Annotated in this window: 23 protein-coding genes; 6 read left to right on the top strand and 17 right to left on the bottom strand. The window is 58.1% G+C overall.

The window, feature by feature from the left end; translation table 11 throughout:
- Positions 1-43: 43 nt before the first annotated feature.
- On the bottom strand, positions 44-967 hold the full coding sequence (locus tag N037_RS04145; protein WP_032639245.1) for a LysR substrate-binding domain-containing protein: 924 nt from the start codon (positions 965-967) through the stop codon (positions 44-46).
- 24 nt (positions 968-991) lie between these two features.
- Positions 992-1528, bottom strand: coding sequence for a MarR family winged helix-turn-helix transcriptional regulator (locus N037_RS04140; RefSeq protein WP_032639243.1), 537 nt, complete (start codon positions 1526-1528; stop codon positions 992-994).
- Between the two features lie 130 nt (positions 1529-1658).
- Between N037_RS04140 and N037_RS04135 the strand changes: the two genes are divergently transcribed.
- The 4 genes from N037_RS04135 (at position 1659) to N037_RS04120 (ending at position 5490) form a co-directional block, all read left to right on the top strand.
- Positions 1659-2819: an MFS transporter gene (locus N037_RS04135; RefSeq protein WP_032639241.1), complete on the top strand. Its 1161-nt coding sequence runs from the start codon at positions 1659-1661 to the stop codon at positions 2817-2819.
- Positions 2820-2901: 82 nt separating this feature from the next.
- Positions 2902-3339, top strand: a complete 438-nt coding sequence (locus N037_RS04130) for a VOC family protein (protein WP_023335580.1) — start codon at positions 2902-2904, stop codon at positions 3337-3339.
- A 245-nt stretch (positions 3340-3584) separates the two neighbouring features.
- Positions 3585-4523 (top strand): omptin family outer membrane protease, encoded by a 939-nt coding sequence (locus N037_RS04125; protein ID WP_023335579.1) that lies wholly within the window; start codon positions 3585-3587, stop codon positions 4521-4523.
- 439 nt (positions 4524-4962) lie between these two features.
- Complete coding sequence (locus tag N037_RS04120) at positions 4963-5490, top strand: hypothetical protein (protein ID WP_032639239.1); 528 nt, start codon at positions 4963-4965, stop codon at positions 5488-5490.
- 151 nt (positions 5491-5641) lie between these two features.
- On the opposite strand, the gene N037_RS04115 is transcribed toward N037_RS04120, so the two are convergent.
- From N037_RS04115 to paaA, 15 genes are all read right to left on the bottom strand, one after another.
- Positions 5642-6124 (bottom strand): glutathione peroxidase, encoded by a 483-nt coding sequence (locus tag N037_RS04115; RefSeq protein WP_032639236.1) that lies wholly within the window; start codon positions 6122-6124, stop codon positions 5642-5644.
- Between the two features lie 52 nt (positions 6125-6176).
- Positions 6177-6920 (bottom strand): SDR family oxidoreductase, encoded by a 744-nt coding sequence (locus tag N037_RS04110; protein ID WP_032639234.1) that lies wholly within the window; start codon positions 6918-6920, stop codon positions 6177-6179.
- A gap of 101 nt (positions 6921-7021) precedes the next feature.
- Positions 7022-7618 carry a phenylacetic acid degradation protein PaaY gene (gene paaY, locus N037_RS04105; protein WP_023335575.1) on the bottom strand — a complete coding sequence of 199 codons (597 nt, stop codon included), beginning with the start codon at positions 7616-7618 and terminating at the stop codon, positions 7022-7024.
- Positions 7619-7627: 9 nt separating this feature from the next.
- Entirely contained in the window at positions 7628-8563 is a 936-nt protein-coding gene (paaX, locus tag N037_RS04100) for a phenylacetic acid degradation operon negative regulatory protein PaaX (protein ID WP_032639231.1), read from the bottom strand.
- 154 nt (positions 8564-8717) lie between these two features.
- On the bottom strand, positions 8718-10034 hold the full coding sequence (gene paaK / locus N037_RS04095) for a phenylacetate--CoA ligase PaaK (protein ID WP_023327374.1): 1317 nt from the start codon (positions 10032-10034) through the stop codon (positions 8718-8720).
- A 27-nt stretch (positions 10035-10061) separates the two neighbouring features.
- On the bottom strand, positions 10062-11267 hold the full coding sequence (gene pcaF / locus N037_RS04090) for a 3-oxoadipyl-CoA thiolase (RefSeq protein ID WP_032639230.1): 1206 nt from the start codon (positions 11265-11267) through the stop codon (positions 10062-10064).
- The gene (gene paaI / locus N037_RS04085) at positions 11260-11688 is read right to left on the bottom strand and encodes a hydroxyphenylacetyl-CoA thioesterase PaaI (protein ID WP_023335572.1); all 429 of its coding nucleotides are present in this window, start codon (positions 11686-11688) and stop codon (positions 11260-11262) included. The genes pcaF and paaI overlap by 8 nt, the downstream gene beginning before the upstream one ends.
- Positions 11678-13102 (bottom strand): 3-hydroxyacyl-CoA dehydrogenase PaaH, encoded by a 1425-nt coding sequence (gene paaH, locus N037_RS04080; RefSeq protein ID WP_032639228.1) that lies wholly within the window; start codon positions 13100-13102, stop codon positions 11678-11680. Before paaH ends, paaI begins: the two co-directional genes overlap by 11 nt.
- Position 13103: 1 nt before the next feature.
- Positions 13104-13892, bottom strand: a complete 789-nt coding sequence (gene paaG, locus N037_RS04075; protein ID WP_156369704.1) for a 2-(1,2-epoxy-1,2-dihydrophenyl)acetyl-CoA isomerase PaaG — start codon at positions 13890-13892, stop codon at positions 13104-13106.
- Positions 13892-14659, bottom strand: a complete 768-nt coding sequence (gene paaF, locus N037_RS04070) for a 2,3-dehydroadipyl-CoA hydratase PaaF (RefSeq protein WP_032639224.1) — start codon at positions 14657-14659, stop codon at positions 13892-13894. Before paaF ends, paaG begins: the two co-directional genes overlap by 1 nt.
- Positions 14656-15726, bottom strand: coding sequence for a 1,2-phenylacetyl-CoA epoxidase subunit PaaE (gene paaE, locus N037_RS04065; protein ID WP_032639222.1), 1071 nt, complete (start codon positions 15724-15726; stop codon positions 14656-14658). Before paaE ends, paaF begins: the two co-directional genes overlap by 4 nt.
- Before the next feature lie 7 nt (positions 15727-15733).
- Positions 15734-16231, bottom strand: a complete 498-nt coding sequence (gene paaD, locus N037_RS04060; RefSeq protein ID WP_023335567.1) for a 1,2-phenylacetyl-CoA epoxidase subunit PaaD — start codon at positions 16229-16231, stop codon at positions 15734-15736.
- A gap of 11 nt (positions 16232-16242) precedes the next feature.
- A complete protein-coding gene (gene paaC, locus N037_RS04055) occupies positions 16243-16989 on the bottom strand; it encodes a 1,2-phenylacetyl-CoA epoxidase subunit PaaC (protein ID WP_032639220.1) in 747 nt (248 codons plus the stop codon).
- 8 nt (positions 16990-16997) lie between these two features.
- A complete protein-coding gene (paaB, locus tag N037_RS04050; RefSeq protein ID WP_003857353.1) occupies positions 16998-17285 on the bottom strand; it encodes a 1,2-phenylacetyl-CoA epoxidase subunit PaaB in 288 nt (95 codons plus the stop codon).
- Positions 17286-17296: 11 nt separating this feature from the next.
- Positions 17297-18226 (bottom strand): 1,2-phenylacetyl-CoA epoxidase subunit PaaA, encoded by a 930-nt coding sequence (paaA, locus tag N037_RS04045; RefSeq protein WP_032639218.1) that lies wholly within the window; start codon positions 18224-18226, stop codon positions 17297-17299.
- 284 nt (positions 18227-18510) lie between these two features.
- Between paaA and paaZ the strand changes: the two genes are divergently transcribed.
- The gene (paaZ, locus tag N037_RS04040) at positions 18511-20550 is read left to right on the top strand and encodes a phenylacetic acid degradation bifunctional protein PaaZ (RefSeq protein ID WP_032639216.1); all 2040 of its coding nucleotides are present in this window, start codon (positions 18511-18513) and stop codon (positions 20548-20550) included.
- A 205-nt stretch (positions 20551-20755) separates the two neighbouring features.
- Entirely contained in the window at positions 20756-23029 is a 2274-nt protein-coding gene (gene tynA, locus N037_RS04035; protein WP_032639214.1) for a primary-amine oxidase, read from the top strand.
- Positions 23030-23098: the final 69 nt, after the last annotated feature.

Raw genomic sequence — 23098 nt, 5'->3', positions numbered from 1 at the left:
TCATGCTGGATATTCCGGACGGAATATCCAGCATTTATATTTATTAAAAATGTTTCTTATCTTCATCGAGACAAACAATATCCAGAGAGGGAAAAACCGGCGTATGGAGATCAAGCCAGGCCATCAGGCGTTGGATACTCTCTCTTCTGAGCGAATTTTTTGGCCAGACAAGATAGTAGCCTTCGCCGGTTGCGATAGCTTCCCGGAAAGGCAGAGCGAGAAGCCCACTTTCCAGCGCTTCACGCGTAAGACGAAGATCGGCCATAGCAACACCATGTCCGTTCATGGCGGCACGGCTTCCCTGTTCCAGGGTGTCGAACACTATCCCTCGACTCACATCGAGCCCGGGGAATAACCCCGTTCTTTTCAGCCAGCGCTTCCAGTCCCGTCTGTCCGGCGAGGGGTGAATAAGATCGCACTGCGCAAGCTGATGCCGGGCAGAATCAAGTAAAGACGGGGTACAAACGGGAATGAGCCATTCGCTGAAAAGCAGCCTGCTCTCTGTTGATTCGCCGAAATAGCCATTACCGAGCAGGATCGCACAATCGTAGGGCTCACGGCTGAAGTCAACGGAATCAACGTCCATCCAGACGCTGGCTATCTCAACCTGTGGTTTTGCATGGTTTTCACGAAAGATTTTCAGAACGTCAAGAAGCCACCGCATCGTCAGGGAGCTGGGGGCTTTGAGGCGCAGAAGGTGGTTTTCACTTTTGAATGCGCGACAGGCCCACTCGATGCTGGTGAAACTTTCGCTCAAATGTCCGGCCAGAACGCGCCCGGCATCGCTGACCTCCACTCTTGGCCCCTGACGTTTAAAGAGCTCACAGTCGAACCACATTTCAAGCGTCCTGACATGCCTGCTGACCGCGCCCGGCGTGATATTCAGTGCTTCAGCCGCTTTGCTGAAGGAGTTCAGCCGCGCGGCAACTTCAAAAGCGCGAAGCGCATACAGTGGCGGTAAAGACATACGTTCCCTTTCTGTGAGGTTTAACTATTCAGTGTTTGTATTATCGGCACTCGATGACTTGTCGCCCAGGCTCTCGGGCGGGAACGTCAACAGCAGCTCCCTAAGCAGGGATTCAAGCTGCGCGCGCTGCGCGTCAGACAAGCTGCTCAGCAGCGCATTTTGCGTTTGCGTATGCACGATCAGCGCCTGTTCGATACGATCCTGCCCGTGCGCGGTCAGGCTTACGAGGGTGCTGCGCTTATCATCCGGATCGGCAATTCGCCTGATAAGCCCTTGCTGTTCGAGATGGCTGAGCCGGTTCGTCATCGCCCCTGATGTAATCAACAGCGATTTATACAGCTGCGTGGGGGAAAGACAGTACGGCTCACCGGCGCGGCGCAGCGTGGCGAGCACGTCAAACTCGCCCTCGCGAAAGCCAAACTGCGCCATGGCCTGCGCCCGCTCTTTTCCCAGATGCTTCATCAGCCTGAGCATCCGGCCAAAAATTTTCATCGACGAGGCGTCCAGCTCCGGCATGGCACGGCTCCACTGGTCGACAACGAAGTCTACATGGTCTTTCATTTTCACCCCTGGTGGCGTGGGTATTTATCCTGTTGTGCGGTACATCTTACGCAAAAACAGATTTTATCTTAACGTTAAGATAAATGCTCGTGGCAATTTGCCCGGGCCATTCACAACCAAAAAGGACTCCATGTTGAAACGCACGTCGCCTTTACTCTTCGCCGTTATCGCTTTTATCGTCGGGCTGAACCTGCGCCCTGTTCTGGCTTCTGTCGGACCGCTGTTTTCCGTGCTGCAGCGCGAAGCGGGGCTAACCGCTACGCAATTCAGCCTCCTGACCACCCTGCCGGTCGCGATGATAGGACTGGCCGCCTTATGCGGCCCCTCGCTTTTAGCCAGAGTCGGTGCCGTACGGGGAATTATGTTCGGGCTCTTCATCCTGCTTGTGGCCTGTTTATTACGCGGTTTTAGCGCCTCACCGGAGAGTCTTATGGGCACCGCGTTACTGGGCGGGGCCAGTATAGGCACGATCCAGGCGTTAATGCCTGCCCTGATAAAAAAGGAATATACGCAAACGGCCAGCACGGTAATGTCGCTATTTAGTACGGGCATTATGGCCGGTGCGGCAGTCGCCGCCGCCAGCGCCGAGCCGTTGTTTTCATGGCTCACGCTGAAGCCCGCGCTGGCAATGGCCGGGGTGTTAGCGCTGCTGGCGCTGATACTGTGGTTAACCCTGGTTAAGCATCCACAAGGTGAAAAAACGGCACGCGAAGACGTTACGTTCCCCTCCTCACGTACAGCCCTACTGTTGATCTTTTTCGGCGTGGGAACGGGAGCCTATACGCTGGTGTTAGCCTGGCTGCCCCCGCTCTATATTCAGGCGGGATGGTCCGCCCGCAGCAGCGGCTTCATGCTGGCCTGGCTGACGTTAACCGAGGTTGTCGCCGGGTTTGTCGTCTCCGCGCTGATCGGTAAATTCCCCGACCGTCGCGTGCCGCTGATCGCCGTACTGTTGCTGCTGCTGGCGGGATTACTGTGTCTGGTCTTTTCGCCGGGTACGACGCCGGTATTATCCACGCTGCTGCTCGGGACCGGGATCGGCGCCCTCTTCCCGCTGTCGCTCATCGTCACCTTCGATCATGCGCGAACGCCCGCGCAGGCCGGGAAGTTACTGTCTAAAGTTCAGGGCGGTGGGTACATGCTCGCCGCGATTATGCCTTTAATTGCGGGGATCGTTCGCGACAGTTCGGTCTCGCTGACCAGCGCATGGCTGATCATGAGTGCAGGAGTCGTGCTGCTGATCGTCATCGCGCTGAATTTTAAACCCGTCGTGGACGTGCAGGCACGGTGAATGCGAGACCAGAATTGAGAGTCGTATTTCAGTCGGTCGTAAGATAAATTCAGGGTGAATCTCACCTCATTCAGGAGTGGATATGTCGCAGACGTTACCAGAAATTGATGTCTTGTTCGTCGCCGGGTTCGGGCCCATTTCGCGGGATACGGAGACCAGCACCGCGTTTTATGTCCAGACACTCGGCCTTCCGCTGAAGCCGATGGAGGGGAATACCGATTACCTTCTCACTGAAGAGGGCCAGCTGGCAGGCGTGAAGCATTTCGCCATCTGGCCGCTCGCACAGGCGGCTGCGTCCTGCTTTGGAGAAGAACAGTGGCCCACTGAGTACCCGATACCGCAGGGATGGGTTGAGTACGAGGTTCAGGATCTGGACTCGGCAACCCGCAATCTGAGTGAAAAAGGCTATCGCCTGCTGGTGGCCAACCGCACCGAACCGTGGGGCCAGACCGTTACTCGCCTGCTCAGTCCCGAGGGACTGCTGACCGGATTGACGATCACACCGTGGCTGCGCGGGTAAACGGAATGTGTTTGTGGCGCCGGTTACAGTGAATAACAACGTTTTATCCGCAAACGACCGTTGTTTAGCATCAAGCCAGTAGTCATGTAAATATTAGCGGTCGCCTCCTTCAGGCGGCCCAAAGTTAAATATTGCTCCTTACGTCAAATTATAAAAAATTACCAAAACTGGCAGTTGATTCTTATTTGTATGACTTTTAATATTCCCCTGCAACTCATTGATTAATTTGTTTTAGGGAAATAAAAATGACAAGAAATATTGTTGCGGGAATGATGATGGCCGCGTTTTCAGGGGCAGTATATGCAGGTTCCTTACAAGCCACACCGGATTTCTCACCGGAAAGCTTCACGGTTTCAGCATCTGCCGGGATGCTGAGCGGAAAATCCCACGAGATGGTTTATGACGAAGTCACAGGAAGAAAAGTTAGCCAGCTGGACTGGAAAATAAAAAATGTCGCTATTTTGAAAGGCGATATTTCCTGGGATGCATACGCCTTCTTGACACTGAACGCTCGAGGCTGGACATCCCTGGCATCAGGCTCAGGTCATATGGATGACTATGACTGGATGAACGCCAAACAATCCTCCTGGACAGACCATTCAAGCCATCCTGCCACTAACGTTAACTACGCCAATGAATACGATCTCAACCTAAAAGGGTGGATCTTCCAGGGCGATAATTATAAAGCGGGCGTAACCGCAGGTTATCAGGAAACACGCTTCAGCTGGACGGCGACCGGGGGTACTTATAATTATGATAACGGCGCCTATCAGGGGAACTTCCCGGCAGGCGAACGCGGTATTGGTTATAGCCAGCGTTTCTCTATGCCATACATCGGCCTTGCAGGGCAGTACCGCTTTAATGACTTTGAATTTAATGCCCTGTTCAAATTCAGTGACTGGGTGCGTGCACATGATAACGACGAACACTACATGCGCGATCTGACTTTCCGCGAGAAGACAACAGACTCCCGCTATTATGGTGCGTCTGTTGATGCCGGGTATTACGTCACTCCGCACGCCAAAGTTTTTGCTGAATTTACCTATAGCAGTTATGAAGAAGGTAAAGGCGGTACGCAGATTATTGATACCAATACGGGTGACTCCGGCTCTATTGGTGGGGATGCGGCAGGTATTTCTAACCATAACTATACGATTACAGCGGGTCTGCAATACCGCTTCTGATTCAGGCGAAACTCAGTCCATAGTTAAAGCAGACCAGGCCCCTGATGGGGCCTTTTTCGTTGCGTTGAGCGAATGCCTTGCCAGGGACACTCCCAGGACGCCTGCCATCCAACTCCAGGTGTTGCGACAAATTCTGGAAGTACAATAATTGTCTCTTTACCGCACTACTGGCATCTTCATTTCCTTTAGCTGACGCGTTACAAAAAATAACAGTGTTAACTCAAAATAATAGATTGTAATATGGTTCCAAAATGCTAACAAACAAAGGAGTGATATGTTTTCTCAAATACCACGTGTCAAAAGAGGGATAGGGATTTCTTAGCGAAATTTTTAGATCAAAAAACAATCAATTACGGACATGGCGTTAGGTATTGGTGAGTCTGGTTCACGCACAACGTCACGCCAAAAAAAATGAATTTAAGTTATCAAGGATAAAAAAATGAAAATCATCATATCAAGTGTAATCATTGGCGCGTCAGTGTTGTTATCATCTGCGATGTTATCAGGAAATCTGGAGTTTAAGAAACAGAACATTTTAAGTAATGATAACGGTCATGTATCATTAGGAAAAGTTTATAGTGAAAATGCATTTATTGATGTTGAATTAAAAACAGACAGTGATAACTCAACCCTCTTCAAGCTTACTGATTTATCTGTCGGTTCTTATCAAGACGGCATTAAGAGAGAGATTCAGTCAATTATTGATGATTATAATAAAGACAAACCCGATGATAAAAAAACAACTAGCGACAAACTTTCTTTAAAAGTCCCTGCAACACTTACACTGAAGGTCCACAATGTATATCGCGCTGAAAACATCCCGGTGTACAATCTCACAATAGATACCCAGTCCATAAAATTTGGTAAAGAGACTTCACTATTAAAATCCGTATTAGAAGCATCAGACAAAATAGTGAAGGATAATAACCAACGAATCCAGGAAACATTTTTCTTGTCGAAAAAATAGCGTTATAATTTAAAGCTCGTAACGTCCGCTCCCGGCACAACGCGGTAAAAACAGCGTTTAGTCCGTCAGGCACGCAGAGCGGACGTTATCTTCTCTCCGGTGTGAGTATTTCGACCGGCTCTAAAGGAGAAAGGTCCGGCTATCAAAAACCTTACATCTCCAGTGCCGCATGAATTGCAGGGTCTATTTTTTCTGGCGTCGTCATTGGAGCAAAACGCTTGAGAGGTTTACCGTCGCGGCCAATCAGGAACTTAGTAAAGTTCCACTTGATCCGCCCGCCCAGTACGCCGGGCAATTCGTTTTTCAGATAACGAAACAGCGGGTGCGCTGCGCTACCGTTAACCTCGACTTTCTCGAACATCGGGAAACTCACGCCGTAGTTGATGTAACAGGTTTTCGCGATTTCGTCGGCGCCGCCGGGTTCCTGTTTACCGAACTGGTTGCAGGGGAAGCCAAGCACCACTAACCCTCGATCGGCGTATTTCTTGTATAGCGCTTCAAGCCCAGCGTACTGAGGCGTGAAGCCGCACTGGCTGGCGGTATTAACGACCAGAACCACCCTACCCGCATAGTCGGCCATTGAGATCGGTCGGCCATCAAGGCGGGTAGCGGTAAATTGGTAAAAGCGCGTCATCTCTGTGGTCCCTGTTCTGCTAAATCAAGAGGTGGATACAAAAATAAGAGGTTCAGGACTGACATTCCAGATCTTCGCGAGTGGGTCCCTGAAAGTAGACGGTACCAATATGGCAGCTACGTGGCTGAGTCAGCACAAAACGCATCGTTTCCCAGACCGACCGTCCATTCATTAAGCGCTCCCCCATTCGTGATCGATCGTCGACAAGCGCATCTATCCCGGTAAGTTCAAAATCAGGTGGATACATGCCGGTTACCCTTATATTTTCGAGGGACAATTCTTTTGACAGTTTGGTGATAAAGCCGCTCATTCCATGTTTGCTGGCAAAAAAAGCGGGATGGGCTATCGAATCTGTAAAGTTCGGAATACCGCACGCAGATATAACCGCAATGATATCTGCACTCTCTGAGCGTCTTAAACCCGGAAGTATTGCCTGGGTGAGCAGGATTGAACCCGTCAGGCCTGAACTGACGGTATTGACGATTTCATTGCTCGATTGTTGGTCTATTGTCCCGGACAACCACTGAGCAGCATTCAGAATTAAAATATCGATTGGCCTGTCTGAATCTAAAACCTGCGAAACAAACTCAGAAATGGATTCCGGCAGGGCTAAATCACAGAGATACCCTTTCGCCTCACCACCTTCAGCTGCGATGAGGCTGCAGGTTTTTTGAATATCCACCGCCCGACGGGCGCTAAAATCCACTTCTACGCCCTCTCGTGCCAGCCAGACGCACAGCGCCTGACCAAATCCTCCGCCACCACCCGTGATAACAGCGCGTTTACCTCTCAGCATAACTCTGCGTCCTTTGTCGTGATGAGTCTGTATCGGAGGATTAATAGCACGACGAGGCGGGTAACATCTTCCCGTTAGTGCTGTGGTGAAAACTTCCCGTCCTACACCGCCGACTTCGGCCTTAAATTCTCGTCAAACGCCAGCCGTTTCCGGTCAGGCTCAGCCTCACGCAGCGGCTCCACCTGGTGCATTGTCAGCTTGCAGCGCTCCACCAGCACCTGATACTCCCGCGTGCCCTGCTGCTTCCATGCCAGCTCCTGCTCGCTGAGTTCGCGAATCGCTTTGGCCGGGCTGCCGATAATCAAATGGTTGGCGGGCATCTCCGCTTTCGCCTTCACGAACGCCGCCGCGCCGACGATGCTGTTTTCACCGATGACCGCGCCGTCCATCACCACCGCGTTCATGCCCACCAGCGCATTGCGGCGGATCACGCAGCCGTGGAGAATGGCGCTGTGGCCGATATGCCCGTCCTCTTCCACCACCGTGTCCTGCTCCGGGAAGCCGTGCATCACGCAGTTATCCTGAATGTTGGCACCGTCTTTCACCACGATACGGCCAAAATCACCGCGCAGGCTGGCGTTAGGGCCAACATAAACGCCTTTGCCCAGAATCACGTCCCCAATCAGCACCGCCGTCGGGTGAACATAGCTCTCGTCCGGCACCACCGGCGTCAGACCGTCAATTTGATAAACTGGCATCTTCACTCCTTATGCGCTTGTAAGACCGCCAAAGCGTTGATAATAGAGCGTGCCGGGCACGGGCAGTTCGCCCACAGAGGTTTCGCCCTTCTCGCTGACAAACGCCAGCGCCCCCGGCGCGACACGCTGATAGATATTAATGCAGAGCTGTCGGGCGCTTTGCCCCGCCCAGTGCGCGGGCAGCAACTCTTCCGGCAGCAGCGGGTCTTTCAGCACCACGCGACGATAAAAATGAATCAGCAGGAGCTGGATCTGGAAGCAGCGTTCCGGCGTCAGCTCCTCCGGCGCGGCCTCTTTCAGCAGCGGCAGCAGCGGACGGAACGAGTTAATAAACGACTCGTACATCGCGTTTTGTTCGGTTAACTGCCAGCACTCTTCTACCCGCGCACGCAGCGCGGCACGGGAGAGCGCCAGCGGCGAGTGGGCTTCAAAGAAAATCACGTTTTCCGCCACGCCGGCATCGTGAAGCAGGGACTGCACGTCCGCCAGATGCTGCGACGGCGAGGCCATCAGACTCGGCGCCAGCGTGCCAAACCCCTGCCAGATCAGCTGTTTTTTGACGTCGGCAAGGGTATTTTTGTCCAGCCCTTCGGAAAGCAGCAATAACCATTTGCCGTCCCAGGCGGGCAGTTCAGCGCGGTAGATCTTATTCTCCGCGCGACGCGTCAGGCGCAGCCCTTTATCGCTCAGGCGGTAAAAGCTGCGGCGCCCGATGCGGGAAACGTCCAGCCATCCCTCTTTGTTGAGGCGAAACAGCGCGGTGCGCACGAAGCGCTCGCCAAACCCCATGCCTTCCAGCAGGGCGGCCAGGCTGCCGAGCCAAATCTCACCGCCGCGATGGGAAAGCGCGTCACCGTATAACGAGGAGATAAGCGAGGTCCCGCTGACGGGAACGGAGCTGACCGCGTGCTGGATAAAGGCGTCGAGTTTATTCATGTGATTCATTCTGTTGTTATTTTTGTCCTGGATGAATCATAGCATAGGATTCTGGGGTTTCCCCCTCACCCTGACCCTCTCCCCAGAGGGGAGAGGGAATAGACCGCACCGAGCAGTCCCTTCTCCCCTCTGGGGAGAAGGTTAGGATGAGGGGTAAGGTGTTTTAACCGTTGGCCGCCACTTTACGTAAATCAAACACCCGGCAGGCTTTGCCCTCTGAGCGTGGAATGCTGCCGCAGTTCACGATCGTCACGTCGGTGGAGATCCCCACCATTGATTTAATGCGGTGGCGCAGCTGGTGGCACACCTGACAGCGCTGCTCGTGCGTCAGCGTGAGGCTACTCTCTTTCAGCTCCACCTTCACGGAAAGTGAATCAAGATGCCCGCGACGGTTCACCTCCAGCTGGTAGTGCGGAGAAAGGTGCTCGAACTTCACGATCTCCTCTTCCAGCTGCGACGGGAAGACGTTGACGCCGCGGATGATCAGCATATCGTCGCTGCGGCCGCTGATCCGGTCCATACGACGCATGCTGCGCGCGGTGGCGGGGAGCAGGCGCGTCAGGTCGCGGGTGCGGTAGCGGATCACCGGCAGCGCCTCTTTGGTCAGCGTGGTGAACAGCAGCTCGCCCTGCTGACCGTCATCCAGCGGCGTGCCGTCGTTCGGGTTGACGATCTCCGGGTAGAAGTGATCTTCCCAGATGGTCGGGCCGTCGACGGTTTCGATGCACTCCATCGCCACGCCCGGCCCCATCACCTCGGAAAGGCCATAAATGTCCAGCGCCGTAATGCCTAATCGTTTTTCGATTTCGCGACGCATGGCCTGCGTCCACGGCTCGGCGCCGAAGACGCCCACGCGCAGGGAACAGCCGCTGGCATCGCCGCCCATCTGGCGCTCCAGCTCCTCAATCAGGTTGAGGCAGTAGGACGGCGTCACCATGATCATGTCCGGCTGGAAATCACGGATCAGCTGCGCCTGTTTCTCCGTCTGGCCGCCGGACATCGGGATCACCGTCGCGCCTAAACGCTCGGCGCCGTAGTGCGCCCCCAGCCCGCCGGTAAACAGGCCATAGCCATACGCCACGTGTATTTTGTCCTTCGCGCTGCCGCCCGCGGCGCGCAGGGAGCGGGCCACCAGATTGGCCCAGTTGTCGATGTCGCCCTGCGTGTAGCCGACAACGGTCGGTTTGCCGGTGGTGCCGGATGACGCGTGAATGCGCACCACCTGCTCCATCGGCACGGCAAAGGTATCGAACGGATAGTTATCCCGCAGGTCCTGCTTGGTGGTGCACGGGAATTTGCGGATATCCGCCAGCTCGTTGAAATCGTCAGGGTGAACGCCCGCGGCGTCAAACTTGCGTTTGTACATCGGCACGTTGTTGTAGGCGTGATGCAGCGTCCATTTCAGACGCGCGGTCTGCAGCGCCTGCAGCTCGTCAAGGGAGGCCGTTTCAATCGGATCAAGCTTTGTTGTATTTGTCATTGTAGGGTACTCACATTGTTTTTATGCTCAAACACGCTCAAGGATCATGGCAATGCCCTGACCCACACCGATGCACATCGTACACAGCGCGTAGCGCCCGCCGCGTCGGTGCAGTTCGTTACTCGCGGCCAGCGCCAGTCTGGCACCGCTCATGCCCAGCGGGTGGCCCAGCGCAATCGCGCCACCGTTCGGGTTGACGTGCGCAGCGTCATCCGGCAGGCCCAGCTGACGCAGCACGCCCAGCGCCTGCGAGGCGAACGCTTCGTTAAGCTCAATCACGTCCATATCGTTAATACTGAGTCCGGCGCGCTCCAGCACCTTGCGGGTGGCGGGTACCGGGCCGAGCCCCATCAGACGTGGCTCCACGCCTGCCGTCGCCATCGCCACGATCCTCGTGCGCGGGACTAACCCCTGCGCCAGCGCCATCTTCTCGCTGGCGACGATCAGCGCCGCCGCGCCGTCGTTGACGCCGGAGGCATTTCCCGCCGTAACCACCCCGTTCTTACGGAACGGCGTTTTCAGACCGGCAAGCTGCTCGAGCGTGGTATCCGCGCGCGGGTGTTCATCCACGCTGAACTCGGTGACCGCCCCTTTTTTGCCCGGCACCTGCACCGGCACAATCTCCTGCGCCAGAATGCCGTTCTGCTGCGCCTGTGCGGTACGCTGCTGGCTGCGCAGCGCGAACGCATCCTGATCGGCACGACTGATATTTAACAATTCAGCTACATTCTCTGCCGTTTCCGGCATACTGTCAGTTCCGAATTGCTGATGCATGAGCGGATTCACAAATCGCCAGCCGATGGTGGTATCAAAGATTTCCGCCTGACGCTGAAACGCGGCGGTGGCTTTGCCCATCACAAACGGCGCGCGGGACATGGACTCCACGCCGCCCGCTATCAGCAGGTCGCCATCGCCCGCCTTAATGGCGCGCGCCGCAAAGCCAATCGCGTCCAGCCCCGACCCGCACAGGCGGTTAATGGTGGTTCCGGACACCGCCTGCGGCAGCCCGGCCAGCAGGGACGACATGCGCGCGACGTTGCGGTTATCTTCCCCCGCCTGGTTGGCGCAGCCGAAAATCACGTCGTCGATCCGCTCAAGGTCGAGCTGGGGATAGCGGTCCAGCAGCGCGCGCAGCGGCACGGCACCGAGATCGTCGGTTCTTACCGCAGAAAGCGAGCCGCCGTAGCGCCCCACCGGGGTTCGTACCCCATCACAAATAAATGCGTTACGCATCTGCCTCTCCTGTCACGCTGCCGCCGATGCGGTGAGATTTCCCGCGAAAAAGGGCGACGGTTTTCTGTTGTTGGTTCTGGATTTCAATGTCGTACACGCCGGTCAGCTTGCCCTGATGCATCACCCGCGCGGTGGCGGTGAGCGTGTCCCCGGCAAAGCCCGGACGCAGAAAATCAATCGAGCAGCCGGAGGCGACCGCCGCCAGCCCCTGGCTGTTGCAGGCGTAGGCAAAGGCGGTGTCCGCCAGGGAAAACAGCTGCCCGCCGTGGCAGGTTTGGTGGCCGTTAAGCATCTGCGGAGTGATGGTCATGGTCACCACCGCATAGCCTTCATCCATGTCGACAATGTCCATCCCCATCGCCTGCGCGCAGGCGTCCCGTTCGTACATCGCGCGGGCGTTATGCCAGGCGTTATGACTCATAGCTACTCTCCAGAAGCGCGCGCTGGCGCAGCAGTGAACAGGGGCGATAGCGCTCTTCGCCGTAATGACGCTGCAGGTTCTCCAGCAGCGTCAGCAGGCGCTGCCAGCCCAGACGCTCGCCCCAGGCGATCGGCCCGCTTGGGTAGTTAACGCCCAGGCGCATGGCGGTATCGATGTCCTTCTCGCTGGCGACCCCTTTTTGCAGGGCATCCAGCGCTTCGTTGGCAATCATCGCCAGCGTGCGCCAGACCAGCAGGCCGGGATAATCGGCGATTTGCACCACCCGGTTACCCTGCTGTTGCAGGTAGCAGATGGCCTTTTGCGTCGCGGTGTGCGGGTTGCTTGCCGCCGCGGCAATCACCGCCACGTCGCGCTCAATGCGGTCCACCACCACCACCGCGCCGTTGAGCCGCAGCGCCAGCGCCTGAGCGGTTTCCCCCTGCGTTTCAATCAGATATACATCATCAATTTCGGTGACACCGTCACGTTTCTTTTCCACGCGCATCGGGCTGTAGCTGTCGTTCACGGCCGGCACCCACCGCACCTCGGGTTTGTCACCCTGCCAGTCGTAGATGCCCTTCCCGCTCTTTTTGCCCAGCCTTCCTGCCAGCACCAGCTCCTGCTGCACCAGCGAAGGCAGAAAACGACGCTCCTGCCAGAAGGCGTTAAATACCGAGCAGGTCACCGCGAAATTCACGTCCTGACCAATCATGTCGGTCAGCTCCAGCGGCCCCATCGGGAAACCGCCGCCTTCGCGCAGGGCGGCATCAATCACCTCCGGCGGGGCGACCTGCTCTTCCAGCGCGCGCCAGGCTTCGGAATAGAACGGACGGGCGACGCGGTTGACGATGAACCCCGGCGTTGACTGGCAGCGAACGGGCTGTTTGCCCCAGTTCAGCGCCAGCTCGCACAGCGCGTCTGCCACTTCCGCAGAGGTCGCCAGCCCGCTGACCACCTCCACCAGCTTCATCACCGGCGCCGGGTTAAAGAAGTGCAGCCCTGCGACGCGCTCCGGGTGGTTGACGTCCGCCGCAATCGCCGTAACGGAGATGGAAGAGGTATTGCTGGTCAGCACCGTCTGCGGCGGGCAGATCTCAGCCAGCCGTGCAAACAGCGCCTTTTTCACCTCCAGACGCTCGGAGGCCGCTTCTATGACCAGATCGGCCGCGGCGAGCGCCTCGATATCCGTGACCGGAAGCAGCCGGGCGAGGATCTGGCTCCCGGCATCGGCGGAGATTTTTCCGCGCGTCACCCGGGAGGCCAGACGCTGGCGGATCCCGTCGATGGCGCGCGATATCGCATCGCTGGAGATGTCGTAGATCAGCACCTGATGGCCGTGTCTGGCGGCGACTTCGGCAATCCCTGCGCCCATCGTGCCGCTGCCAATCACGGCGACAGTCCGTATGTTCAGCATCTTATTTCCCCGTAAAGTTCGGCGCGCGCTTCGCCAGGAAGGCGCTGACGCCCTCGCGGTAGTCGTCGCTGCGTCCGGCCAGACGCTGGTAGTCGCGCTCCAGATCGAGCTGGGCGTCCAGGGTGTTGGTTTCTGCGGCATTGATGGCCTGCTTGATCAGCCCCAGCCCGAAGGTCGGCTGAGACGCAAAATGCAGCGCCATCTGCTGCGCCGTGGTGGAGAGCTGTTCGTCATCCACCACCTGCCAGATCATCCCCCACGCCTGCGCCTGTTCGGCGCTGAGTTTGTCGCCGAGCAGCGCCAGACCCATGGCGCGGGCGCGTCCGGCCACGCGCGGCAGCAGCCAGGTGCCGCCGCAGTCCGGCACCAGACCGAGCTTGCTGAAGGCCATCACGAAGTTGGCGGAACGGGCGGCAATGACCATGTCACATCCCAGCGCCAGCGTGGCGCCCGCACCGGCCGCCACGCCGTTAACGGCACAGATGACCGGTTTCGGCAGCTTTGCCAGGCGGCGCACCAGAGGGTTATAGAAGGTTTCAACGGACATCCCCAGATCCGGCGCCGGGCCGTTGGGGTCGACGTTGCGGTCGTTCAGATCCTGACCGGCGCAAAAGCCGCGTCCGGCTCCGGTGATCAGCAGACAGCGAACGGTGTTATCCCGCTCGGCCTGTTTCAGGCACTCGGCAAGCTGCTGGTGCATCACGTCGTTAAAGCTGTTCAGACGCTCCGGACGGTTCAGCGTAATGGTCATTACGCCCTGCTCAACATGACTGAGAATACATTCCACAATTAGCGTCCTTTAAAGTCGGGGGTGCGTTTTTGTAAGAAGGCGTCGATGCCTTCCCGGCGGTCTTCGGTGGCAGAAAGCAGCGTAAACAGCTGACGCTCCTGGGCCAGACCGGCCTGGAGCGGCACCTCCTGAGACTGGCGCAGCGCCTGTTTCGCCGCCTGCAGCGCCAGCGGAGAGTGGCGCGCCATCTGCGCCGCCTGCTTCAGGGCATACTCCAGCGTCAGCGCTGCCGGGAAAACGTCGCTGACCAGCCCGGCGCTCAGCGCCTGCTCTGCGGTAATACTCTCGCCCGTCAGCACCATTTTGCTGGCAAGGGATTTCCCGACGCAGCGAATCAGACGCTGGGTGCCGCCCGCGCCGGGCATAATGCCCAGCGTAATTTCCGGCAGGCCAAAGCGGGCGTTATCGCCAGCAACGATCGCGTCGCACAGCAGCGCCAGCTCGCAGCCTGCGCCCAGCGCGAAGCCGTTCACGGCGGCAATCAGCGGTTTAGGAAAAGCGTTAATCCGCGCCCAAAGCAGCGGGCGGATATCGTTCAGGGTGGCGGGCAGGTCTTTCTCCGCCATTTCGTTGAGATCGGCCCCGGCGGCAAAGCAGCGCTCGCTGCCGTAAATTACGCAGACGGCGATGTCGGCATCCACGGCGGCGGCCTCAAGCTGCTCGGCAAGCTGCGTCAACAGCGCATTATTGAGGGCGTTGCGCGCCGCCGGACGGTTGAGCGTCAGCTGCAGCACGCGGCCATGACGAGTAACAATCAGTTCGCTCATGCCATCCCCTTCGCGTCGAAGTCGACAATCACGTCGGCGGTTAACGGCAGCGACTGGCAGCTCAGTACATACCCGGCGGCCAGCTCGTCCGGCTCCAGGCTGTAGTTGGTCGCCATGTCCACCTTCCCGCGCAGCACCTTGCATTTACAGGTGGCGCACACGCCCCCCTTGCAGGCATACGGCAGATCCGCGCCCTGGCGCAGGGCGGCATCGAGAATACTTTCATCCTCCGCCGTCAGGGTGATTTCGCGGTCGCGCCCGTCCTGGCGCACGGTCACTTTCTGCCCTTCCGCCTGGACGTGCACCGCGCGTTTAGCGGTGGTTCCCGGCGTGTTAAAGCGCTCAAGGTGAATCGCTTTGTCCGGCATCCCCAGCGCCTTCAGCGCGGCTTCGGCGTCGTCCATCATCGCCGACGGGCCGCAGATAAACGCCTCGTCGTACTGGCGGAAGTTGATCAGGGTTTTCGCCAGCGCCTGCAGCTTTTCCCCGTCGATGCGGCCGTAAAGCAGATCGCTGTCCAGCCGCTCCTGGCTGAAGATGGAGACCAGCTGCAGCCGCTGCGTGTATTTGTCCTTCAGGTCCGCCAGCGCCTGGCGGAACATCATGCTCTGGCTGCTGCGGTTGCCGTAGATCAGGGTGAACTGGCTGTTCGGTTCGATCGCCAGCGTCGCGGAGATAATCGCCAGCATCGGGGTGATCCCGGAACCTGCCGCAATGGCCAGGTAGTGGCCTTCGCGTTCGGCCCGCGGCTGGTAGCCAAACAGCCCCTGAGGCACCATTACCTCCAGGGCCATACCCGCTTTGATCTCATCCCGGGCATAGCGTGAAAAACGCCCGCCGTCGATGGCTTTGACCGCAACGCTGATCTCACCCGGGGCGGTGCTCCGGCAGATGGAGTAGCAGCGGCGCAGCTCTTCCCCGCCCAGCTTCGTTTTTAACGTCAGGTGCTGGCCGGGACGGAAGCGGTAGGCGTCCTGCAAATCGTTTGGCACGGCGAAGGTAATCGTCACCGCGTCGCGGGTTTCGGGTTCCACTTTTGCCACTGTTAATGAATGAAACGTTGTCATGGCAGCCTCAAATACATTTGAAATAGTCGAAGGGCTCGCGGCAGGTGTTGCAGCGGTAGAGCGCTTTGCAGGCCGTCGAACCAAATTCACTGATAAGCGAGGTGTCGGTGCTGGCGCAGCGCGGGCAGCTCACCTCCGCCGGAATATGCGCGTGACAGCTATGCCCCACGGGCGGGCTGATGCCGTACGCCCGCAGGCGCTCGCGCGCGTCGGCGGTCATCCAGTCGGTGGTCCAGGCGGGCTCAAGCTGGAGCACAATGTGTACCGGAGTAAAGCCGTTCGCGGTCATCGCGTCGCGGATCGCCCCCAGCAGGTGTTCCGTGGCCGGACAGCCCGAGTAGGTTGGCGTGAAGCCGATAACCCAGCCTTCCCCCTGCGCCTTCACGCTGCGCACCATGCCTAAATCGGTGATGGTTAACACCGGCACTTCCGGATCGGGGATCTGGCTTAACAGCGCCCAGATCTGCGGAATTTGCGCAGGCGCGATGTCGACGAGGCGTTGCATAGCGTTCTCCTTTACCACTGCTGACCGGGATAGGCGCGCTGGAGATACTGCATCTCCGCCAGCATCGGTCCCAGATGTTCGGTATGCAGCCCCCTCTTACCCCCGGTGCGGTACGCCACCTCTTCGGGCACCTGCAGGCAGGCTTCATTCAAACCGGCAAAGACTTCGCTTTCCCACGGCTGGCGCAGGACGCGCGGGTCAACCGCCACGCCGGCATCAATCAGCGCCAGCTCAACGTCATCCGCCTCAAACAGCTCCGCAGTAAAACGCCACAGGCTGTCGATGGCCTGCTGCATTTTTTGCGCAGACGTTTCGGTCCCGTCGCCCAGACGCACCAGCCAGCCGCGGCTGAAGCGCAGGTGGTAGCGCGCCTCTTTAATCGCTTTGGCGGCTATGGCCGCAAGCTGGCCGTCGCTGCTTTGCGTCAGGCGCTCGTACAGCGCCACGTTCCAGGCATCTATCAGGTACTGGCGGGCAATGGTGTCGGCGAAATTGCCGTTCGGCTGCTCGACCAGCAGGACGTTGCGGAACTGGCGCTCGTCGCGGCCATACGCCAGCGTGTCTTCATCGCCCTGGCCTTCCCGCTCCGCGGCATAGGTCAGGAAATTGCGCGCCTGGCCCAGCAGGTCGAGACCGATGTTGGCGAGCGCGAGGTCAATTTCCAGCTCCGGCGCGTGGCCGCACCAGGCGCCGAGACGCTGGGAGAGCACCAGACCGTTGTCGCCCAGACGCAGGGCATAGGCAGTCACTGAATTCATTCTTTGCCTCACATATGCTCGATGCCGTCAGGGATGGTGTAGAACGTCGGGTGGCGGTAAACCTTGCTTTCCGCCGGGTCGAAGAACTCACCGCTCTCTTCCGGCTGGGAGGCGACAATCTCGCTCGCCTTAACCACCCAGATAGAACATCCTTCGCTGCGGCGGGTGTAGGCATCGCGCGCATTTTCCAGCGCCATGCGATCGTCGGCGGCATGCAGACTGCCCACGTGACGGTGGGATAACCCCTGTTTGCTGCGTACGAACACTTCGTACAGCGGCCAGTAGACGTTGCTCATCGTGATTCCTCTTAAGCCACTTTGCGGGCGTGTTGTTTTTCCGCGTGCGCCAGTGCGGCTTCGCGCACCCACGCCCCCTCTTCCCAGGCTTTACGTTTGGCGGCCAGGCGCTCGTGGTTGCAGATCCCGCGCCCGTTAATGACCTCGTCAAATTCCTGCCAGTCGATCGCGCCGAAGCGATAATGACCGCTCTCTTCATCCAAACGCAGGTCGGGATCCGGCACCGTCATGCCCAGCATCTCCACCTGCGGCACCGTGTTGTCGACAAAGCGCTGGCGAAGTTCGTCATTGCCGAAGCGTTTGATTTTCCAGGCCAGGCTGCGGGCGCTGTTCGGCGAGTTGTCGTCGTTCGGCCCGAACATCATCAGCGCCGGCCACCAGAAGCGGTTGATGGCGTCCTGCAGCATCTGCCGCTGGGCCTCGCTGCCCTGCGCCAGCGCCATGCAGGCCTCAAAGCCCTGGCGCTGGTGGAAGCTCTCTTCTTTACAGATTTTCACCATCGCGCGGGCATACGGACCGTAGGAGGTTCGGCACAGCGCCACCTGGTTGACGATGGCCGCGCCGTCCACCAGCCAGCCGATCACGCCGATATCGGCCCAGCTCAGGGTCGGATAGTTAAAAATGGAGGAGTACTTCATCCTGCCGTCGAGCATCTTCTGGTAGATGTCTTCCCGCGCGCAGCCCAGCGTTTCCGCCGCGCTGTAGAGGTAGAGCCCGTGCCCGGCTTCGTCCTGCACTTTCGCCAGCAGGATCGCTTTTCGGCGCAGCGTCGGCGCACGGGCGATCCAGTTCCCCTCCGGCAGCATGCCGACAATTTCGGAGTGCGCATGCTGGCCAATCTGACGGATCAACGTCTTACGGTAGGCGTCAGGCATCCAGTCCTGAGGCTCAATCGCCGTCTCCTGCGCTATGCGCTGCTCAAACCGTTGTTCTTGCGTCACGTCATCACCTTTATGATTCGTTAGTTTGCAAATTAAAGCGTAATTCTGAATCACTTTGTTTTTTAAAAGTTACACAAAGGTTAAATATAACCCCAAGAATTGTTTCCTGGTTTTGTGATGTTGCTCGCAAGGCTTTTGCTGCACGCCCCCTGAACACTCGCTTTACGCGCTGCAATTCATCAGACCGGATCACAATGTTAACAATTCATTAAAACTCAGCTTGATTTTTATGATTCATGATTAAACTATTAATGAGTAAATTACGTAACATTTGGAGATAAGCGATGCAGCAGTTAGCCAGCTTCGTGTCCGGTACCTGGCAGTCTGGCCGGGGCCGCGAACGCACTATTCATCACGCCATCAGTGGCGAAGCGCTGTGGAGCGTGACCAGCGAAGGGCTGGACATGGCGGCCGCCCGTCGCTATGCGATTGAGCGCGGCGGTGAAGCGCTTCACGAGATGACCTTTATCGAACGAGCGGCCATGCTGAAGGCGGTGGCAAAGCACCTGCTTAGCGAAAAAGAGACGTTCTATGCCCTGTCGGCCCAGACGGGCGCAACGAAGGCGGACAGCTGGGTGGATATTGAAGGCGGCATCGGCACCCTCTTCACGTACGCCAGCCTGGGCAGCCGCGAGCTGCCGGATGACACGCTGTGGCCGGAAGACGAGTTAATCCCGCTGTCGAAAGAAGGCGGCTTTGCAGCGCGCCACGTTCTCACCTCGAAGTCCGGCGTGGCGGTGCACATCAACGCCTTTAACTTCCCCTGCTGGGGGATGCTGGAAAAGCTGGCGCCGACCTGGCTTGCCGGGATGCCCGCCATTATTAAACCCGCTACCGCGACCGCGCAGGTGACGCAGGCGATGGTGAAATCCATCGTGGACAGCGGGCTGGTGCCGGACGGCGCCATCAGCCTGATCTGCGGCGGCGCAGGGGATCTCCTCGACCAGCTCGACAGCCAGGACGTGGTGACTTTTACCGGCTCCGCCAGTACCGGGCAAAGCCTGCGCGTGCACCCGAATATCGTGGCAAATTCGATTCCGTTCACCATGGAGGCGGACTCCCTGAACTGCTGCGTGCTGGGGGAAGACGTTACGCCAGACCAGTCGGAGTTTGCGCTGTTCGTCCGGGAAGTGGTCCGCGAGATGACCGCCAAGGCCGGGCAGAAATGTACGGCCATTCGCCGGATTATCGTCCCGCAAAACCAGATTGACGCCGTGAGCCAGGCGCTGATTGCCCGCCTGGAAAAAATGGTGGTGGGCGACCCTGCGCAGGAAGGGGTGAAGATGGGTGCGCTGGTCAACGCCGAACAGCGCGCGGACGTGCAGGAGAAGGTGGAGCAGCTGATCGCCGCAGGCTGCCGGATCCGTCTGGGTGGCAAAGCGGATATGCAGGCCGCGGGCGCGTTCTTCCCGCCGACCCTGCTGTTCTGCCCGCAGCCGGATGAAACCCCTGCTGTTCACTCTACCGAAGCCTTCGGCCCGGTTGCGACGCTAATGCCGTATCGCAATGCACGCCACGCGATGCAGCTTGCCCGCGCGGGCGGCGGCAGCCTGGCGGGTACGCTTGTCACCGCAGACCAGGACATTGCCCGCCAGTTTATTGCCGGTGCGGCGCGCGCCCACGGGCGCATTCAAATCCTTAACGAGGAATCGTCGAAAGAGTCCACCGGCCACGGCTCCCCGCTGCCTCAGCTGGTGCACGGCGGCCCGGGCCGCGCGGGCGGCGGCGAAGAGCTGGGCGGCCTGCGCGCGGTGAAGCACTACCTGCAGCGCACCGCGATTCAGGGCAGTCCGACGATGCTGGCGGCGATTGGCAAACAGTGGGTGCGGGGCGCAACGGTGCAGGAAGATCGCGTGCATCCGTTCCGCAAATACTTTGAGGAGCTACAGCCGGGCGACAGCCTGCTGACGCCGCGCCGCACCCTCACGGAAGCAGACATCGTGAACTTTGCCTGCCTGAGCGGGGACCACTTTTACGCCCATATGGACAAGATCGGCGCGGCAGAGTCGATCTTCGGCGAGCGCGTGGTGCACGGCTACTTCCTGATCTCCGCCGCCGCGGGGCTGTTTGTTGATGCGGGCGTCGGGCCGGTGATTGCCAACTACGGCATGGAGAACCTGCGCTTTATCGAGCCGGTTAAGCCGGGCGATACCATTCAGGTGCGTTTGACCTGCAAGCGTAAAACGCTGAAGAAACAGCGCACCGCAGAGGAAAAACCGACCGGCGTGGTGGAATGGGCGGTTGAGATCTTCAACCAGCACCAGCAGGCCGTGGCGCTCTACTCCATCCTGACGCTGGTGGCGCGCCAGCGGGGTGATTTCTGACACCTTCCCTTCACCGCCTTTCCTGCCGGGTGGCGCGATGCTTACCCGGCCTACGACGACCAGCCGGGGTGTGACACCGCCCCGCTCTTTTTTTAACCTGGCAAGACTGGCAAATAACCTGGCAGATGCAGGCAAACGCTTTTCTCATAGGCCTGTCAGGATAAGGCTGTCACAACACAATAAACACAACAAGATGAGGTCTACGATGGGAAGCAATTCTTCTTTTTCTGCCCGTAGAACGGCGCTGGCCATGGCCGTTGCGCTGTGTTGCGCCTGGCAATCCCCTGTTTTCGCCCACGGCAGCGAGGCGCATATGGTCCCGATGGACAAAACGCTGCAGGACTTCGGTGCGGAGGTTCAGTGGGATGATTACGCACAGATGTTCACCATTGCGAAAGACGGTGCCTTTGTGAAGGTCAAACCGGGCGCGAAAACCGCCGTCGTCAACGGTAAAACCCTCAGGCTCGAGGTGCCGGTGGTGATGAAGGGCAAGAAAGCCTTTATTTCGGATACCTTCATTAACGATGTTTTCCAGTCTGGCCTCGATCAGACCTTCCAGGTTGAAAAACGCCCTCACCCGTTAAACGCGCTAACGGCGGACGAAATTAAGCAGGCCGTTGAGATTGTGAAAGCTTCGGCGGATTTTAAGCCAAATACCCGCTTTACCCAAATCGCCCTTGCAGAGCCTGAGAAAGCCAAAGTGTGGGACTTTGTGCTTAACGGTACGGCCGTGGATGCCCCCCGCCAGGCGAAGATCGTCATGCTGGATGGCAAGCACGTTATCGAAAGCGTGGTGGATCTGAAGGATAAAAAAATCCTGCGCTGGGAACCGGTAAAAGACGCGCACGGCATGGTGCTGCTGGATGATTTCACCGCGGTTCAGCAGATCATCAACGACAGCACCGAGTTCGCCGAAGTGCTGAAAAAGCACGGCATCACCGACCCGAAAAAAGTGATTACCACGCCGCTGACCGTCGGCTATTTCGATGGTAAAGACGGCCTGAAGCAGGAAGATCGCCTGCTGAAGGTGGTGAGCTATCTGGATGTCGGCGACGGCAACTACTGGGCGCACCCGATTGAGAACCTGGTCGCGGTTGTCGATCTTGAGCAGAAGAAAATTCAGAAGATCGAAGAAGGCCCGGTCATCCCGGTTCCGCTCACCCCGCGCCCGTATGACGGCCGCGACCGGGTTGAAACGGTGAAGAAACCCCTGGAGATCGTCGAGCCGGAAGGCAAGAACTACACCATCACCGGCGATATGGTGCACTGGCAGAACTGGGATTTCCATCTGAGCCTGGACTCCCGCGTGGGCCCGATGATTTCAACCGTCACCTATAACGACAACGGCAAAAAGCGCCAGATTATGTATCAGGGGTCGCTCGGCGGCATGATCGTCCCTTATGGCGATCCGGACGTGGGCTGGTACTTTAAAGCCTATCTCGACTCCGGCGACTACGGCATGGGCACCCTGACCTCACCGCTGGTACGCGGTAAAGACGTGCCGTCCAACGCCGTGATGCTCAATGAAACTATCCCGGATTACACCGGCGCGCCGATGGAGATCCCGCGCGCGATCGCCATTTTCGAACGCTACGCGGGGCCGGAATATAAGCATCAGGAGATGGGCCAACCGAACGTCAGCACCGAACGTCGTGAACTGGTGGTACGCTGGGTGAGTACCGTGGGCAACTACGATTACATCTTCGACTGGGTGTTCCATGAAAATGGCACCATCGGCATTGATGCCGGCGCGACGGGTATCGAGGCGGTGAAAGGCGTTCAGGCGAAAACCATGCACGACGCCACCGCCAAAGACGACACCAAATACGGCACGCTGATCGACCATAACATCGTGGGCACCACGCACCAGCACATCTACAACTTCCGTCTTGATATGGACGTGGACGGCATCAACAACAAGCTGGTGGCGATGGACCCGGAAGTGAAACCGAATACCGCCGGGGGCCCGCGCACCAGCACCATGCAGATTAATCAGTACGATATTGATACCGAGCAGCAGGCGGCGCAGAAATTCGACCCGGGCACCATTCGGCTGCTGAGCAACACAAGTAAAGAGAACCGCATGGGCAACCCGGTTTCGTATCAGATTATCCCTTACGCGGGCGGTACGCACCCGGTGGCAACCGGCGCGAAATTTGCCCCGGACGAGTGGATTTACCATCGCCTGAGCTTTATGGACAAACAGCTGTGGGTGACCCGTTACCACCCGGATGAGCTCTACCCTGAAGGGAAATTCCCGAACCGCTCCGTACACGACACGGGCCTGGGGCAGTACAGCAAGGATAACGAGTCGCTCAACGATCAGGATGACGTGGTCTGGATGACCACCGGCACCACCCACGTCGCCCGCGCGGAGGAATGGCCGATTATGCCGACGGAATGGGTACATACCCTGCTTAAACCGTGGAACTTCTTCGACGAGACGCCAACGCTCGGGAAAAAGAAAGACGAAAAATAACCACCTGCCGGGCAATTGCCCGGTTTTTTTTGCCTCTGCATTTGAGGATCGTCCTGGCTTGCTTATAGT

The organism is Enterobacter sp. EGD-HP1 (genome assembly GCF_000733275.2).
Taxonomy (GTDB): Bacteria; Pseudomonadota; Gammaproteobacteria; order Enterobacterales; family Enterobacteriaceae; genus Enterobacter.
Note: the sequence above shows the minus strand (reverse complement) of the source record. Positions and strands in the feature narration are given on the sequence as shown.

What these genes read in the sequence shown, in the direction of transcription:
- N037_RS04145 (WP_032639245.1), bottom strand. Translation starts at nt 967, where the DNA reads ATGTCTTTACCGCCACTGTATGCGCTTCGCGCTTTTGAAGTTGCCGCG.
- N037_RS04140 (WP_032639243.1), bottom strand. Translation starts at nt 1,528, where the DNA reads ATGAAAGACCATGTAGACTTCGTTGTCGACCAGTGGAGCCGTGCCATG.
- N037_RS04135 (WP_032639241.1), top strand. Translation starts at nt 1,659, where the DNA reads ATGTTGAAACGCACGTCGCCTTTACTCTTCGCCGTTATCGCTTTTATC.
- N037_RS04130 (WP_023335580.1), top strand. Translation starts at nt 2,902, where the DNA reads ATGTCGCAGACGTTACCAGAAATTGATGTCTTGTTCGTCGCCGGGTTC.
- N037_RS04125 (WP_023335579.1), top strand. Translation starts at nt 3,585, where the DNA reads ATGACAAGAAATATTGTTGCGGGAATGATGATGGCCGCGTTTTCAGGG.
- N037_RS04120 (WP_032639239.1), top strand. Translation starts at nt 4,963, where the DNA reads ATGAAAATCATCATATCAAGTGTAATCATTGGCGCGTCAGTGTTGTTA.
- N037_RS04115 (WP_032639236.1), bottom strand. Translation starts at nt 6,124, where the DNA reads ATGACGCGCTTTTACCAATTTACCGCTACCCGCCTTGATGGCCGACCG.
- N037_RS04110 (WP_032639234.1), bottom strand. Translation starts at nt 6,920, where the DNA reads ATGCTGAGAGGTAAACGCGCTGTTATCACGGGTGGTGGCGGAGGATTT.
- paaY (WP_023335575.1), bottom strand. Translation starts at nt 7,618, where the DNA reads ATGCCAGTTTATCAAATTGACGGTCTGACGCCGGTGGTGCCGGACGAG.
- paaX (WP_032639231.1), bottom strand. Translation starts at nt 8,563, where the DNA reads ATGAATCACATGAATAAACTCGACGCCTTTATCCAGCACGCGGTCAGC.
- paaK (WP_023327374.1), bottom strand. Translation starts at nt 10,034, where the DNA reads ATGACAAATACAACAAAGCTTGATCCGATTGAAACGGCCTCCCTTGAC.
- pcaF (WP_032639230.1), bottom strand. Translation starts at nt 11,267, where the DNA reads ATGCGTAACGCATTTATTTGTGATGGGGTACGAACCCCGGTGGGGCGC.
- paaI (WP_023335572.1), bottom strand. Translation starts at nt 11,688, where the DNA reads ATGAGTCATAACGCCTGGCATAACGCCCGCGCGATGTACGAACGGGAC.
- paaH (WP_032639228.1), bottom strand. Translation starts at nt 13,102, where the DNA reads ATGCTGAACATACGGACTGTCGCCGTGATTGGCAGCGGCACGATGGGC.
- paaF (WP_032639224.1), bottom strand. Translation starts at nt 14,659, where the DNA reads ATGAGCGAACTGATTGTTACTCGTCATGGCCGCGTGCTGCAGCTGACG.
- paaE (WP_032639222.1), bottom strand. Translation starts at nt 15,726, where the DNA reads ATGACAACGTTTCATTCATTAACAGTGGCAAAAGTGGAACCCGAAACC.
- paaD (WP_023335567.1), bottom strand. Translation starts at nt 16,231, where the DNA reads ATGCAACGCCTCGTCGACATCGCGCCTGCGCAAATTCCGCAGATCTGG.
- paaC (WP_032639220.1), bottom strand. Translation starts at nt 16,989, where the DNA reads ATGAATTCAGTGACTGCCTATGCCCTGCGTCTGGGCGACAACGGTCTG.
- paaB (WP_003857353.1), bottom strand. Translation starts at nt 17,285, where the DNA reads ATGAGCAACGTCTACTGGCCGCTGTACGAAGTGTTCGTACGCAGCAAA.
- paaZ (WP_032639216.1), top strand. Translation starts at nt 18,511, where the DNA reads ATGCAGCAGTTAGCCAGCTTCGTGTCCGGTACCTGGCAGTCTGGCCGG.
- tynA (WP_032639214.1), top strand. Translation starts at nt 20,756, where the DNA reads ATGGGAAGCAATTCTTCTTTTTCTGCCCGTAGAACGGCGCTGGCCATG.